Origin of the sequence: Nocardioides caricicola (genome assembly GCF_039541135.1) — a bacterium.
Lineage (GTDB): Bacteria > Actinomycetota > Actinomycetes > Propionibacteriales > Nocardioidaceae > Nocardioides > Nocardioides caricicola.
This window is the reverse complement of the sequence record NZ_BAABFQ010000006.1, coordinates 139,225-153,452: the sequence shown is the minus strand read 5'-3', so window position 1 is coordinate 153,452 and position 14,228 is coordinate 139,225. Positions and strand designations below refer to the sequence as shown.

Genomic DNA, 14,228 nt, shown 5'->3' with positions numbered 1-14,228 from the left:
TCCCGCTCGATTCGCCATGTGCTGATGTGCATGGTCGGGCGCGGGGCCGGTCTTCGGACTTGTCGGGTCCCCTCGTGCGAGGGGCTCGATTCACCGCAGCGGGCCTGTGCCGGAGTCTCACCGGCTTCCCAGATTCTCCCCGCCGGTCGGCACCACCGTTTCCGATGGCTGGACCGTTGGGGCACCTCGTGCCTGTGGCGTCACTGTAGCGTCTGGCGGCGTGATCACCGTGGTGGGTCTCGGGGCCGACGGCTGGGACGGAATGCCCGAGCGGCTGCGCGCGATCGTCCGTGACGCCGCCACCGTGCTCGGCGGCAGGCGCCACCTGGAGCTGCTCCCGGACGTGCCCGGCCAGCGCCGCGAGCCGTGGCCGTCGCCGCTGCGCGACGGCCTGCCGGGGCTGGTCGGCGACGGTCCCGTGGTGGCCCTGGCGTCGGGCGACCCGCTCCTGTCGGGAGTCGGGACGACCCTCCTGGAGCTGTTCGGACCGGACCGGGTCGTCATCGAGCCCGCGGTGTCGTCGGTCGCCCTCGCCCGGGCGCGGATGGGCTGGTCGGCGGAGACCTCGACGGTCGTCACCGTCGTCGGGCGCGACCCGAGCGCGGTGCTGCGCCAGCTCGCCCCCGGGCACCGGGTCCTGGTGCTGACCGCGGACCCGTCGGCGGTCACCGGGCTCCTCGTCGGCGCGGGCTACGGCCGCTCGCGGGTGACGGTCCTCGGCGACCTCGGCGCACCGGCGGAGTCGCGGCTCGAGACGACCGCGGCCGAGCTGCCGGGCGACCTGCCCGCCCTGCACGTCCTCGCCCTGGAGCTGGACGGGCCACCGCGGGGCGGCTGGGTCGCGGGCCTGCCCGACGAGCTCTTCGAGAACGACGGCCAGCTCACCAAGCGCGACCTGCGCGCCTCGGCGCTCGCGCGGCTCGAGCCGGCCCCGGGTGAGCACCTCTGGGACGTCGGCGCCGGTGCGGGGTCGGTCGGCATCGAGTGGCTGCGCGCGCACCCGACCTGCACGGCGACGGCGGTCGAGGGCGATCCCGAGCGGGCCGCGCGGATCGGGCGGAACGCCGCGGCGCTCGGCGTACCCGTCCTCGACGTCGTCGTCGGCCGGGCACCGGACGCTCTCGCCGGGCTGCCCGCACCCGACGCGGTGTTCGTCGGCGGCGGGGCGACGGTGCCCGGCGTGCTCGACGCGTGCCTCGCGGCGCTGCGCCCGGGCGGGCGGCTGGTGGTGCACGGGGTCACGCTCGAGACCGAGCAGGTCCTGGCGGCCGCCTACCGCGAGCACGGCGGCGAGCTCACCCGGATCTCGGTCGAGTCCTCGGCGCCGATCGGGTCCTTCACCGGCTGGACCCCGGCCCGCGCCGTCACTCAGTGGGCGGTGCGCTCGCGGCTCGGGTCGTAGAGGAACGACTCGCCGCCCGGCCGCGGGTCGAGCGCGCGGCCGACCACGATCACGGCGGCCTGCCGCAGCCCGGCCTCCTCGACCGCGTCGGCGATCGTCGCGACCGTGCCGCGCAGGACCTGCTCGTCCGGCTGGCTGGCGCGGTGGACGACCGCGACCGGGCAGTCGGCGCCGTACTCCGGCTCGAGCTCGGCCATCAGCGCGCGGGTCCGGGTGATCGCCAGGTGCAGCACCAGGGTGGCGCGGGTCGCGGCGAACGCGCTCAGCGACTCGGTCGCGGGCATCGCCGTCGAGCGCGCCTGGGTGCGGGTCAGCACCACCGACTGCGCGAGCAGCGGGACGGTGAGCTCGCGGCCGAGCAGGGCCGCGGCGGCGGCGTACGCCGGGACGCCGGGGGTGACGTCCCAGGCGACCCCGGCCTCGTCGAGGCGCCGGGTCTGCTCCGACAGCGCGGAGTAGACCGACGGGTCGCCGGACACCAGTCGCACCACGTCGCGACCGGACACCAGCCACTCGGTGATCTGGTCGAGGTCCAGGTGCTGGGTGTCGACGAGCTCCGCGTCCGGACTGACGTGGCTCAGGACCTCGGGGTCGAGGTAGGTGCCCGGGTAGAGCACCACCTCGGCCGCGCCGAGCAGCCGCGTGGCGCGCACGGTCAGCAGGTCGGCAGCGCCCGGCCCGGCGCCGACGAAGTGGACGGTCACTCGACGAACCTCGGCGTCCACACCCCGTGCGGGCCGACGCGGGTGCTCTCCGCGCCGACGATCAGCAGGCACTTCATGTCGATGCTGTCCGGGTCGAGCTCGGCCAGCGTCGTGACGGTCAGCGACTCCTCGGCACGGCCGACGTCGCGCCCGACCACGACGACGGTGTCCGGCTTGCGGTGCTCGAGCAGCACCCGCTGCGCCGTACCGATCTGCTCGGTGCGCGTCCTCGAGGCCGGGTTGTAGATCGCGAGCACCAGGTCGGCCTCGGCGATCGCGCGCAGCCGCCGCTCGACGACCGACCAGGGCTTGAGCCGGTCCGACAGGGAGACGACGGCGAAGTCCGCGCCGATCGGGGCGCCGGCCCGGGCCGCGACCGCCTGCACCGCGCTGACACCGGGCAGCACGCGGACCGACACGTCGGCGTACGCCGGGTCCTCGGCGGCCTCGAACACCGCGGCCGCCATGCCGAAGACCCCGGCGTCGCCGCCGGAGACGACCGCGACCCGCTCGCCGGCCTTGGCCAGGTCGAGGGCGTGCCGCGCGCGGTCGACCTCGACGGTGTTGCCGCTGCTGTGCCGGGTCAGCCCCTGGCGCTCGGGCACCCGGTCGACGTACGGCCCGTACCCGACGACGTGGTCGACCTGGGCGAGCGCCGCCGACACCTCGGGCGTGACCCAGCCGTGCGGGCCGGGACCGAGGCCGACGACGAGCAGCTCCGCGGGCGCCCGGCGGCGCCGGCGCGTGTCGCCGGTGACCACGACGAGCGAGAAGTACGGCACCGAGTCGGCCTCGACCTCGGCGACCGGGAGCCAGCGCTCCTCGGCCATCGACGCGCGCTCGACGTACACCGCGTCGTCCAGCCGGCCGGCGGCCTCGAGCGCGCGGCGGACGGCGGGGAAGGTGCGGCCGAGCTTCATCACGATCGCGGCGTCGGTGTCGGCGAGCCGGCGGGCGAGCTCGGCTTCGGGCATCGTGCCGGGCAGGACGGTGAGGACGTCGGTCTGGCGGGCCAGCGGACTGGCCGCGGCCGCGGTCGCGGCGGCGAACGCGGGGACGCCCGGCACGATCTCGGTCTCGTAGCGGTCCGCGAGCCGGTCGTGCATGTACATGTACGACCCGTAGAACAGCGGGTCGCCCTCGGCGAGCACGACGACGTCGCGACCAGCGTCGAGGTGGTGCGCGAGCCGGGCGGCCGACTCCTCGTAGAACGCGGCCATCGCGCCGGCGTACCCGCCCGGGTGCGCGGTGGTGCCGGTCGTGACCGGGTAGGTCAGCTGCTCCTCGACGACCCCGTCGGGGAACAGCTCGGCGGCGATCCGACGGGCGTTGGACGCCTTGCCGACGCCCGCGTGGTAGGCGATCACGTCCGCCGACGCGATCAGCCGGGCGGCCTTGCGGGTGATCAGCTCGGGGTCGCCGGGGCCGACCCCGACGCCGTACAGACGGCCTGTCATTCCTGCTCCTGGGCGAGGGCGTTGAGCGCGGACGACGTCATCGCGGAGCCGCCGCGGCGGCCGAGCACGGTGACGTAGGGGATGTCGAGCTCGGCCGAGAACTGGACCAGCGCCTGCTTCGACTCGGCGGCGCCGATGAACCCGACCGGACAGCCCACGATCGCCGCCGGGCGGGGCGCGCCGTCGAGCAGCATCTCGAGCAGGTGGAACAGGGCGGTCGGGGCGTTGCCGATGGCGACGACGGCGCCCTCGAGCCGGTCCTCCCAGAGCGAGACCGCGGCCGCGGTGCGGGTCGTCGCCCACTCCCTCGCCAGCGCGGGCACCCGCGGGTCGTTGAGGAAGCAGAGCACCTCGTTGTCGCGGGGCAGCCGGCTTCGCGTCACGCCGGTGGCGACCATCGTCGCGTCGCACAGGATGGGGCGACCGTCCTCGAGGGCGGTGCGGGCGGCCCTCACCAGGTCGGGGTGGACGCGGACGTCGCGGGCGAGGTCGACCTGGCCGCTGCCGTGGATCATCCGGACGACCAGCTTCTCGGCGTCCGCGGGGACGGTGCTCAGGTCGGCCTCGCGGCGGATCGTCGCGAACGAGTCGACGTAGATCGCCGGACCGTTGTCGACGTAGTCGTAGTGCCGGGTGGGTCGCTTCACGGGACCAGCACCCCCCGCCACGGCGTGACGACCAGGCCGCCGTCGGGCAGCCGGCCCAGCAGGGCGCGGTCGATGCCGTCGGGAGCCGCGACGTGGCGGTCGCCGGGCTCGATCGGAGGCAACGGGTCCGGCATCCGTGGGTCCGGCGTCCGCGGCTCCGCCAGGGGTTCGGGCAGCTCGGCCACGTGCCACTCGGTGGTGCGCCGGTCGAGGAACGCGTTCGCCAGCGCGACGATCTCGGCGGCGCCATCAGCGAGGGGGACCACCTCGCCCCAGCCGCCGCCGACGCGCAGCTGCGCGGTCGTGGCGTCCAGGGCGACCAGGCCCAGGTCGCACTCGCGGTCCGGGAGATCGAGCACGAAGAGGAACCGCCCCGGGAGGTCAGCCAGCCGCTCGTCGGCGCAGAGCAGCCGGTCGAGCTCGTCGGCGACCGGCCAGAGCACCTCGGCGCGCGGGTCCACCATGATGTTGCGGACCAGCTCGTGGGTCGGCACCGGCAGCAGCCCCGTCGCCTGCAGGGCGGCCACCGCCTCCGGTGCGACGGCCCCGTCCCGCCCGGGGAGGCCGCGCAGCTGGAGGTTGGCCCGCCCGGTGAGGTGCACCCGGCCGTCGCCGTACTCCTCCGCGACGGCGACCAGCGCGGCCAGCTCGGTCCGGGTGATCCGGCCGCCGACCAGGCGCAGCCGCACCAGCAGCCCGTCCTCGGCGGGCCAGGGTCGCCAGACCCCGGGGCAACGGTCGGCTCGGGTCCGCATCGCCTGCACCTGCTTCTCGGCCAGGGAGCCCGTCCGCGGGGCCCACGTGTGACCTGGCGGCGGTCGCCACCAGCACCAGCAGGTCTTCGGACTCGGGGTCAACCGGTACGGCGCGCCTTCCCAGGCCCAGGAGCAGGCCCAGTGGCAGTTGCGCCGCCCGTCACCCTCACCGCTGCGCGTCAGTCCCGGATTCGCACCGGGTTCCCTGACTCCACCTCGTGGAGCACGACTGGCGGGCTCAGCCTAGCGGTGGGTGGCGTCGTCTCGACACGCCGACCAGGACCGGCTGCCGGGCTACCACGGTTCGTCAAGGCTACCTTGTCGTTTGTCAAGGCTTAACTGACAGGAGCGAGCAATGAACCGCATCAAGTACCTCGTCGCCCGGACCATCCAGCGCTCGCAGCGCCGCAGCCTTCCCGGGAGCTACATCTGGGGTGCCTGACGGCGCGCCGACAGCACCATTCCTGGCTGACCGGTGGGCGCCAGACTCCCCGGTCCCCGCGGCCGGTGGCTCTCGGGGAACCTCGAGGCGTTCGACCAGGACCGGCTCGGGTTCCTCTCCCGAGCCCGCGAGGAGTTCGGCGACCTGGTTCGCTTCGACTCGCGGACGACGATCGTCAACGACGTCGACCTCGCCGGCATCGTCCTGCGCGGGCCCGACTCCCGGTTCCAGATCACCGAGGACTTCGTGCAGCGCAAGCTGACCGCCGCCGAGATCGACTCGATCCTCCGCGGACGCGTCCTCCTCAACCCGGGGCTGCGTCGATCCGTGGTCGCGGGCATGCGGCCCGTGGTCGAACGCCTGACCGGCGAGGCCCTCGCCGCCACCTCGACAGAAGCGGTCGACCCCGTGCCGGTGCTCGAGCAGGTGACCTCGAGGGCGGTGGCCGCCTACTACTTCGGCAGCGACGGGGCCGCGCTGCCCGCGATGTGCTCTGCGCTGCTCGATGCCCTGTCCGAGGTGATCGGCAACCCGTTCGCACTCCCGGCGACCTGGCGGACCTCGGCGCGCCGGCGCATCGCCGAACGTCACCGCGCCCTGGTGTGCCTGGTCATCGAGCTCCTGCAGGCTCGGATCAGGGACGCCCACGGGTACGACGACGGAGCCGCCCTGGTCGTCCGGTCGGCCGCCAAGAGCACGGCCTCGGTCACGACCGAACGTCTGGCCAACCTGGTGATCGGGGCGATGCTGGCCGGCCACCGGGTACCGGCTGCCGCGGCGTCGTGGTTGCTGATGTCCCTGGCGGACCACCCGCACGAGCTGGAGGCCGTCCGCTCCGAGCTCGACGCCGGACGCGACCCGAGCGCGCCCGCGCACGAGGCACGGCACCCGCACCCCTCGCCGCACCTCCTCGCCTGCATCAGGGAGACGCTACGGCTCTACCCTCCGACCTGGCTCCTGGCCCGGCGGTCGGCGTGCGAGGTCGAGCTGGGTGGCCGGCGCTTCGCGTCCGGTCACCACTTCATCATCAGTCCCTACGTGCTGGGCAGGGACGAGCGACGGGTGCCGCAACCGACCTCGTTCCGGCCGGCCCGGTGGCAGGAGCTTCCGGCGCCGGCGGCGTCCCTGCCGTTCGGCTCGGGCCCGCACGGCTGCCCGGGGAGCGATCTCGCCACCGTCATGCTCGCGACCATCGCCTCGGTGGCGCTCGATCGCTTCGACCTCGAGCGGGGCGAGGGAGACGTCGTACCCGATCCCCGCACCACGCTGCTTCCCCACGGGCTGCGCCTCAGGTTCCTCCTCCGGAGGACGGAGACAGCCCCCGGCCCGAGCGGGGACCTGCCCGCGCTCACGACCGCGCTGCCCCGACCCGGAGCCGGGAGCGCGGCGTGAGATCAGGCGGTGGCGCCCTTGGTGTCCGGGGCCATGTGCGCGAACCGCTGCCAGGCGGCCTGGCGCGTGACGCCGAGCGCGTTCCCGATCTCGGCCCAGGACAGCTTCCTACCTCGCGCCATCGCCACCCACTCGCCCAGGAAGTCGTTCACCTGGGTCGAGGCCTTCTCGATGAGAGGGAGCGTGGCCAGGACCTCCGCATCGGACATGTCGTTCCACGGCGGTCTGGTGATCGCCTTGGAGCGCGCCTCGGACGCGAAGATCTCGGCGTAGTGCAGGACGCAGTCGGCGCACATCATCGCGCCGAGGCCACCGGCGAACCGCGTCTCGCTCGTGCCCTGGATGCCGCAGAACGAGCACGACTTGTTGGCGGGATCGAAATCCATTGCGCTCCTCACTGACCACCGGGCCCCGGTGGCCGCAACTCCTGGCACCCGGCCGTGGCCATCATGGTAGGGCTGGCGCTCGACCTGCGGGGGCGTGCGCCCTCCTCGAGTCCTTCAGGTGCATGTCAGGGACATCTTGACACCAACCCGGTCCTCGCAACACTGTTCGCCCTACGTCAGTGCTCCTGGTCCCGCGGGCCCGCTGAGGTGCGGATGCGTGCGCCATCCCGCCGGGTCGTGTGCCTGAGGCCGCGGCATAGCGCGTTGTCAGGCACACGACCCAACTGCCTGGTGCTGCATGGCACCCGGTCATCGGCAGATCCGGTAGCCGCGCGTCCGATTTCAGCGCGGGCATCCGGTGGGGACAACACCCCAATGAACATCGCAACGTGGCGGCCCGCGCTACCAGAACTGCTGACAAAGTCGAGCCGCTACTGACGTTCTAACTAGCGTTACTGACCAATGGGAGCGGCACCGTCATCGACATCTGTCGAGATGCAGCGAAGATTGACGAACCTCCCGCGGGCCACGTTGACGAAGTCGGCCGCCCGGCGGTCGCTCGTCAAGGTACGGCGGGAACGGATCGCGGACACCGGGACGTCTGATCTGGAGCTCATCGACTTGATGGGCGAAGCCGGCGCGCGGGCTCGAGTCCCCTACTGCTGGTCCCGGCGGCCGTCGCTGTTGGCGCGGAGAGGGCGGGCCGCCGGCGTGGGGTAGCCACGCCGGACGGCCCGCTCGAGGAGTCCCAAGGATGCTCGCAGCGCCTTCTCGTCGATCACCGGGAAGATGGGCTTCCACTCCTCGGCCGCGCCGGACCAGTCGCAGTAGGAGGTGACGGTGGTGCCGTCGGGATGGGGAGCCAGCTCGTAGCCGTACACATGCCCGATCGGGGGTTTGACGGTTCCCTCGATCGTCCACTCGATGTGCTCGGGCGCCCGGATGCGGGTGATGACCACGCGGACGTCGTAGGTGCCCAGCGGCACGTCGCCGAGGGCCTCGCGGTCCATGTGGACGACGAACGCGTCACCCACTCGTGCTACGGGGGCGCCGGACGCTCCTTGCAGCATGCCGCTGGAGTCGATGGCGACGTGGCCGTCGGGGTCGGCAAGGACGTCGAAGATCGCCTGCGGTGAGGCGGGCAGGGTTCGGTGCGCTGAGATCCGCTCGGCCATGGTGGTGTCCTTCCCCGTCTTCATTGCCCTGTCTTCATCGGCGGCCGGTGGCCGAGGCGAACCCCAGCCAGGTGTGCCGGTTCCGCCACCAGCACCAGCCGACCTTCGGAGCGTCTCTGCGTGCCGGTCCATCGTGTCCGGTGCCGCCGCTGATCCACAGCGCCGGCGTGCGGGCGTCGTAGCCCTTGGGCTTCGGCTTCCGCGAGCCGATGCACATGAAGCACCGGTTCGGCACGAGGACCTCTGGCTCCTGGAGCAGCCAGCTGATGCCTTCGCTGATCGTCAGCGGCGTGCGCCCTCGCTGAGCGATCGCGGGAGCCGCCTCCTCAGGGCTCCAGTTCAGCATGTCGTCGCCTCGGTCGATCCCGGTCACCACGTACAGCGGCCGGTCCGGGATCACCAGGTCCGGAGTGGGGCGGAACTCGTCGAGGTCGGTCATGTCGTGGACGACGAAGCCCTGCTTGCCCTGCCTGCTGAGCAGGGGTGCGAGCGTGCTGGGGGGCGCCAGCGCCGGGTGCACGGCCAGCACGCCGTCGGGGTGGCCGTCCACCTCGGCCACCCACCCGGCGAGGTCGGCCGGCGTGACGTCGGCGATGGCGGGCAGGTCGAGGTCGATCAGGTGCTGGAGCTGATCTGTCAGGGTCATCGGTCTCCTTTGACGTCGGATGAGGCCAGGACTTGCCTCAGGGTGGAGGGGGTCTGTCGAGGCGTGGGTTCCTATGGCCGAAGTCCTCCTCGGGAGCGGGTGACGGTCGCACGGCTGGGCGACGGCGGTGTCGAGGTCGCGGTGAACCGGCCCAGCGCCATCTCGACGTACCGGGTGAGGTGGAGCCGCCGCAGGAACGCCTCGTCGTGGCTGGCGACGAGCAGCGCGCCACGGAAGTTTTCCAGCGCGCTGACGAGCTGGTCGATGCTGGCGAGATCGAGGTTGTTGGTCGGTTCGTCGAGCATCAGCAGCTGCGGGGCCGGCTCGGCCAGAAGCAGTGCGGCCATCGCGGCACGGAACCGCTCGCCACCCGAGAGGGTCGAGGCCTGCTGGTCCGCGGCGCGTCCTTGGAAGTGGAACCGGGCCAGGCGTGCCCGGCGCCGGTTCTCGTCCGAGGCCGGGGCAAAGCGTGCGACGTTCTCGACGACCGACAGGCCGTTGTCAACGATGTCGATCCGCTGCGGCAGCAGCCGGGCCGGCACGCGTAGCTCGCACACGCCGGCCGGCTCCAGCTCGCCCGCGATGGTGTGCAACAAGGTGCTCTTGCCAGAGCCGTTGGCGCCTACCAGGGCGATCCGCTCCGGGCCGCGCACCTCCAGACTGCCACGCACGCCGTTGCGCAGCTCGACGTCCTGCAGCCGCAGCACCACGCGACCTTCCGGCAGCTCGGTGCCGGGCAGGTCGATCCGGATCGGGGCATCGTCCCGGACTCCGTCCTCGGCCTCCGCGAGTCGTTCTCGCGCCGAGGTCAGGCGCTCCTCGTGCATGATGCGGTGCTTGCCCGCAGACACCTGGGCCTCGCGCTTGCGGGCGCCCATGACGATCTTCGGCTCACGCTTGGTGTCCCACATCTTCTGGCCATACCGCCTGCGCCGGTCGAGCTTGATGTGGGCCGCCGCGAGCTCGCGCCGCTGACGTCGGACATCGGCCTCGGCGACGCGGACCGTCCGTTCCGCGGCTTCCTGCTCCAGCGCCAGCGCCTCCCGATAGGCCGCGAAGTTGCCTCCGTACCAGTCGATCTCGCCGTCGCGCAGGTCGCCGACCTGGTCGACGTGTTCGAGCAGCTGCTCATCGTGGCTGACCACAACGAGCGCGCCGCGGAAGGACCGCACCGCCTCGACGAGCCGGGCCCGCCCGGACCGATCGAGGTTGTTCGTCGGTTCGTCGAGCAGAAGGACATCTGGCTCGTGCAGCAGCTCGGCCACCAGCCCGAGCAGGACGGCTTCGCCGCCGGAGAGCTCACCGATCCGCTGATCAAGCCCGCACTCCAGTCCGAGGCGCTCGAGCAGCGCGTGCGCCCGGTCCTCGATGTCCCAGGCGTCGCCGATCGTCTCCAGGACCGGTTCCGAGACGTCGCCGGCCTCGACGGCGACCAGGGCTCGGCGTACGTCGGCGATGCCCAGGAGCTCGTCGACACGCGCATCGACGCGCAGGGGCAGGTCCTGGCGCAGGTAGCCGAGCGAGCCGGCACGCCGGATCGAACCCCGGTCTGGGCGAAGTTGGCCGCTCAGGAGTCGGAGCAGGGTCGACTTGCCAGAGCCGTTGCGACCGACGATGCCGACGCGGCCGGCGTCCACGGCGAAGGACAGACCGGCGAAGACGGGCGTCCCGTCGGGCCAGGCGAAGTGGAGGTCGGAGACGGAGACGGCGGACAATCTAGTGGACATGGCTGCTCCTGAGACGCGTGAGGACGGGCACGACGGCGATCGGGGCGGCGTCTCAGAGGAGCAAGGGCGTTCTCCGTTCGGGCGATCAGGGAGTCGGGGCGCGCAGGCCGGTGCTTCGGCGTCGGCCGACCCGCACGACAGCATTATACGTCGTACACTGTACGTTGTAAACCGTAATTGTGCGAGAATGTCCCAGTGACCTCCAACAGCACAGGAACCGGGCAGCCCAGCCGCACCCTGGCGCTGCTGTGGGGCGAGCCGTCGACGGCGAGGCGGCGCAAGGGCCCGGCGCGGTCGGTCGACGTCACTCAGGTGGTCGACGCTGCGCTGGTGCTGGCCGACGAGCACGGCCTGGCCGCAGTCACGATGCGGGCCGTGGCCGAGCGCGTGGGGGTTTCGGCGATGTCGGTGTACACCTATGTGCCCGGCAAGCCGGAGCTCCTAGACCTGATGGTCGACGCCACCTACCACCGGATGGCCCGCCCGACCTGGGGCGGCCAGTTGTGGCAGGACCGGCTGACCCTCGTCGCGGAGTCGAACCGCGATCTCCTGACCACCCATCCGTGGCTCACCGAGGTGGCCGGTCTGAGCCGCCCGCCGGTGGGGCCGGGGGTGATGGCGAAGTACGAGCACGAGCTCGCGGCCTTCGACGACACCGGCCTCTCCGACGTGGACACCGACGCGGCGCTGACCTACCTCCTCGGCTTCGTGCAGGCGCACTGCCGCGCGGCACACGACGCCGCCCGGGTCACCACCGACACGGCGATGAGCGATGCGGAGTGGTGGGCCACCAACCAGCCCATTCTGGCCCGCGTCCTCGACCCCAGCGCCTACCCGCGCGCCGTGCGCATCGGTGCGGCTGCCGGCGAGGCGCAGGGCAGCGCGTGGAACGCCGACCGGGCCTGGCGGTTCGGGCTTGCCCGCACGCTGGACGGCCTGGCCGCCCTGATCCGCGACGGCACGTGAGGCACGCGCTCATCTGTCGAGGGGTGGAGCGTGTGGAGCGTGACGAGCCACGAAGTCCTGCGCGATCGGTGATCCTCGGCGCTCACCCTCGGCCGGCGCCACCGAATCTCCACTGGCCAGTAGATCGTGACCTTGACAGCGAGTTGTCGATGTTCGCTGCATCTCGACAACATCAGGTGTGGTCAGTTGTCACACGTCATGTTTTTGTCAGTGCTGGCGTCATGAACTGTCACTACTGACATCCTCGTGTCGTTCTTCCACAGCCTACTGACCTGAAGTATCGCGGCCTGACGCTGAGTGCCGCCGCCTCACGACGGCCGTGTCTGGTCGTCTAGGTGGGCGGCGACGTTCCGAGTGAGTCAGCGGTTCGGTATGGCTCCAGCGCTGAGCCGTCGGTAGGTGTCGAGGACTGCGGCGTGGGCTGCGGTTAGGTCTGCGAGCGCGCCTTGTAGGTCCTGGTTCTCGGCTTCGAGTTGGCGAAGGCGCGTTTCGGTCTGATCTGGGGTTGGTTCCGTGCTGGACTGGGTGACGCCCATCTGACGGAGCATCTCGGCTTGGACGGCTTCGACGGATGCGCGGGTGATGAGGAGCGGTTTGGCTCCGTCAACTGCCACAAGATCGCCATCTGACCCGATCCGCCGTCGGATGGACGCTTCGCTGCAGAGCAGGCGCGTTGCAGCGTCCCGCACGCTCCACCCGTCGCTGCTCATTCGTGCTCCGACACCCTCAGATAACCGTCTTTTGATTCAGTGTGGCCGATATATTGGCTAATGACAGTCATGTGATTCATTGGGGGTGGGCAGGTGGAGGCTGTGGGCGTGACCGAGACTCGCCTGTGCCAGGTGCCCACCGCGCGGCAGACGTGGTCCCTTGCCGACGCGATGGCGGATGTCCTGAGCGACGTTCTGTGCGGCGCGTCCGCGCGGCCGGGTGATGTGGTTGGTGCGCTTGGTTGGCGCTACCGCGAGGGGGTTATCGGGTCGGCCGATTCGACCGTTGAGTCTCTGCTGGTGCCCCTTCTGGGTGGCGGGTTCAGCGTGGTCGTCAACGCGCAGCGGTCTCCCTCGCCCGCGCGTGCGCTCTGGTTGACCGCGCACGAGATCGGCCATTCGTTCTTCTATGTCCCGGGGACTCCGCCTCGACGAATCATCGCGGTGACACCGGAAGAGGAGCGGTTCTGCGACGAGTTCGCAGACCGGTTGACGGCTGCCAACCGAGGTTTCGCGGCTCCAGTCGCGCGGGTCGCCTAGCAACGTCACCTGCCCCAATGCGCATACGGGGTGTCATGTCGACGGATACGGTGTGTCGACTTGACAAGGGAGTTGGGTATGCCGAACTGGGGACTGACGACCACGCAGCGCGAGACCAGTCCGTGGGGTCTGGAGCCGCGACTCTTGATGCCTCACAAGACCGTGACCGACCCGGTCCACGGCGACGTCTACCTCAACCTGCTCGAATCGCTCATCGTCGACAGCCCGCCCATGCAGCGGCTGCGGCGCGTTCGTCAGTTGGGCACTACGCACCTCGTCTATCCGGGGGCCACCCACAGTCGTCTCTCGCACGTGCTCGGGACTCAGAGGTCGGCTCAGAATCTGCTCGACGCCGTGTGGAACAGTCAGACGAACCCGCAAGCGAAGGACCTCAGTAAGAACCTGCTGTCCGAATGGAACGACAGTGGTGATCTCGACGCTGAGTTCGCGAAGGCCACTGTTCTCGCTCGTCTCGGCGGCCTCATGCACGACCTCTGCCACATTCCCTTGGGTCACACCATCGAAGACGACCTACAGGTTCTCGACCCCCACGACGAGAACGTGGACCGGTTCAACCTGCTGTGGTCCCAGATCGACGATGAGGCCCGGACCGCAATCGAGAACGCTGACGGGCTCTTCGAGGAACTTCGAGTCCTAATCATCAGCAAGGACGAGCACGCGGAGACGTTCAAGAGCGATTATCCGTTCGTGGGCGACATCGTCGGCAACACGATCTGTGCTGACCTCATCGACTACATCCAACGAGACCACCACAACACCGGTCTCCCCTTGGCCCTCGGGCACCGCTTCCTGGACAGTTTCTTCGTTGTCCCCAGCGACCATCCTCACTTCGCGAAGCGAATGGTCATCAACGTTGACCGCGAGGGACGCCACCGCGAGGACATCATCACCGAACTGGTGAAGTACCTGCGGTACCGCTACGAACTCACCGAACGAGTCCTCACGCACCACGCCAAGACCGCCGCAGACGCGATGCTCGGCAAGATGCTCGAACTGTGGCACGACGACCTCTGGATGGCTGAAGCCGTCAAGCGCCACCCCGACCTCGGCCTGGAACTAACCGACCCCCTCGTCACCGCAAAGGACAAGGTCGCCGCCACGTCATCGGGCGAAGCGACCGAAGGTCCCGCCGGAACCGACGCCGACGAGACGCAGCCCGAGGACGCCGACCCGACCGACGCGATCACGGTCGAGGTGAAGAAGCGCATCGAGCACGAGTTCCTCACCCGTTCCGACGACGGCATGCTCGAATACCTCG

13 protein-coding genes and 2 riboswitches are annotated in these 14,228 nt (G+C 70.9%); of the genes, 5 read left to right on the top strand and 8 right to left on the bottom strand.

All coding sequences use genetic code 11. The features are described from left to right. Positions 1-27 precede the first annotated feature (27 nt). A riboswitch (cobalamin riboswitch) is annotated at positions 28-173 on the bottom strand. Between the two features lie 47 nt (positions 174-220). Then, complete coding sequence (gene cbiE / locus ABD875_RS12060) at positions 221-1,402, top strand: precorrin-6y C5,15-methyltransferase (decarboxylating) subunit CbiE (RefSeq protein WP_345176770.1); 1,182 nt, start codon at positions 221-223, stop codon at positions 1,400-1,402. Here cbiE and ABD875_RS12055 read toward each other — a convergent pair. Genes ABD875_RS12055 through ABD875_RS12040 form a run of 4 tightly spaced genes read right to left on the bottom strand, consistent with a single transcriptional unit; the run spans position 1,369 to position 4,965 of the window. Beyond that, positions 1,369-2,106 (bottom strand): cobalt-precorrin-4/precorrin-4 C(11)-methyltransferase, encoded by a 738-nt coding sequence (locus tag ABD875_RS12055; RefSeq protein ID WP_345176765.1) that lies wholly within the window; start codon positions 2,104-2,106, stop codon positions 1,369-1,371. The two genes, cbiE and ABD875_RS12055, sit on opposite strands and share 34 nt — an antisense overlap. Next, positions 2,103-3,563, bottom strand: a complete 1,461-nt coding sequence (locus tag ABD875_RS12050; protein WP_345176762.1) for a precorrin-2 C(20)-methyltransferase — start codon at positions 3,561-3,563, stop codon at positions 2,103-2,105. Before ABD875_RS12050 ends, ABD875_RS12055 begins: the two co-directional genes overlap by 4 nt. Beyond that, the gene (locus tag ABD875_RS12045) at positions 3,560-4,210 is read right to left on the bottom strand and encodes a precorrin-8X methylmutase (RefSeq protein ID WP_345176759.1); all 651 of its coding nucleotides are present in this window, start codon (positions 4,208-4,210) and stop codon (positions 3,560-3,562) included. The genes ABD875_RS12050 and ABD875_RS12045 overlap by 4 nt, the downstream gene beginning before the upstream one ends. Continuing rightward, positions 4,207-4,965 carry a nitrite reductase gene (locus ABD875_RS12040; protein WP_345176754.1) on the bottom strand — a complete coding sequence of 253 codons (759 nt, stop codon included), beginning with the start codon at positions 4,963-4,965 and terminating at the stop codon, positions 4,207-4,209. Before ABD875_RS12040 ends, ABD875_RS12045 begins: the two co-directional genes overlap by 4 nt. A gap of 60 nt (positions 4,966-5,025) precedes the next feature. Further along, positions 5,026-5,211, bottom strand: a riboswitch (cobalamin riboswitch). A 229-nt stretch (positions 5,212-5,440) separates the two neighbouring features. Between ABD875_RS12040 and ABD875_RS12035 the strand changes: the two genes are divergently transcribed. Further along, on the top strand, positions 5,441-6,799 hold the full coding sequence (locus tag ABD875_RS12035; RefSeq protein WP_345176750.1) for a cytochrome P450: 1,359 nt from the start codon (positions 5,441-5,443) through the stop codon (positions 6,797-6,799). 2 nt (positions 6,800-6,801) lie between these two features. Here ABD875_RS12035 and ABD875_RS12030 read toward each other — a convergent pair whose 3' ends face one another. From ABD875_RS12030 to ABD875_RS12015, 4 genes are all read right to left on the bottom strand, one after another. Beyond that, positions 6,802-7,185, bottom strand: coding sequence for a hypothetical protein (locus ABD875_RS12030; RefSeq protein WP_345176747.1), 384 nt, complete (start codon positions 7,183-7,185; stop codon positions 6,802-6,804). A 656-nt stretch (positions 7,186-7,841) separates the two neighbouring features. Then, positions 7,842-8,384: an SRPBCC family protein gene (locus tag ABD875_RS12025; protein WP_218855485.1), complete on the bottom strand. Its 543-nt coding sequence runs from the start codon at positions 8,382-8,384 to the stop codon at positions 7,842-7,844. Between the two features lie 10 nt (positions 8,385-8,394). After that, a complete protein-coding gene (locus tag ABD875_RS12020) occupies positions 8,395-9,006 on the bottom strand; it encodes a DUF5701 family protein (protein WP_013884811.1) in 612 nt (203 codons plus the stop codon). A gap of 71 nt (positions 9,007-9,077) precedes the next feature. After that, positions 9,078-10,733, bottom strand: coding sequence for an ABC-F family ATP-binding cassette domain-containing protein (locus tag ABD875_RS12015; protein WP_345177986.1), 1,656 nt, complete (start codon positions 10,731-10,733; stop codon positions 9,078-9,080). Positions 10,734-10,928: 195 nt separating this feature from the next. Here ABD875_RS12015 and ABD875_RS12010 point away from each other — a divergent pair, with 195 nt between their 5' ends. The 3 genes from ABD875_RS12010 to ABD875_RS12000 form a co-directional block, all read left to right on the top strand. Then, positions 10,929-11,699, top strand: a complete 771-nt coding sequence (locus tag ABD875_RS12010; protein ID WP_345176735.1) for a TetR/AcrR family transcriptional regulator — start codon at positions 10,929-10,931, stop codon at positions 11,697-11,699. 818 nt (positions 11,700-12,517) lie between these two features. Then, entirely contained in the window at positions 12,518-12,949 is a 432-nt protein-coding gene (locus ABD875_RS12005; RefSeq protein ID WP_345176732.1) for an ImmA/IrrE family metallo-endopeptidase, read from the top strand. Positions 12,950-13,111: 162 nt separating this feature from the next. Continuing rightward, on the top strand, positions 13,112-14,228 hold a 1,117-nt coding region (locus ABD875_RS12000; protein WP_425576192.1), incomplete at its 3' end, for an HD domain-containing protein.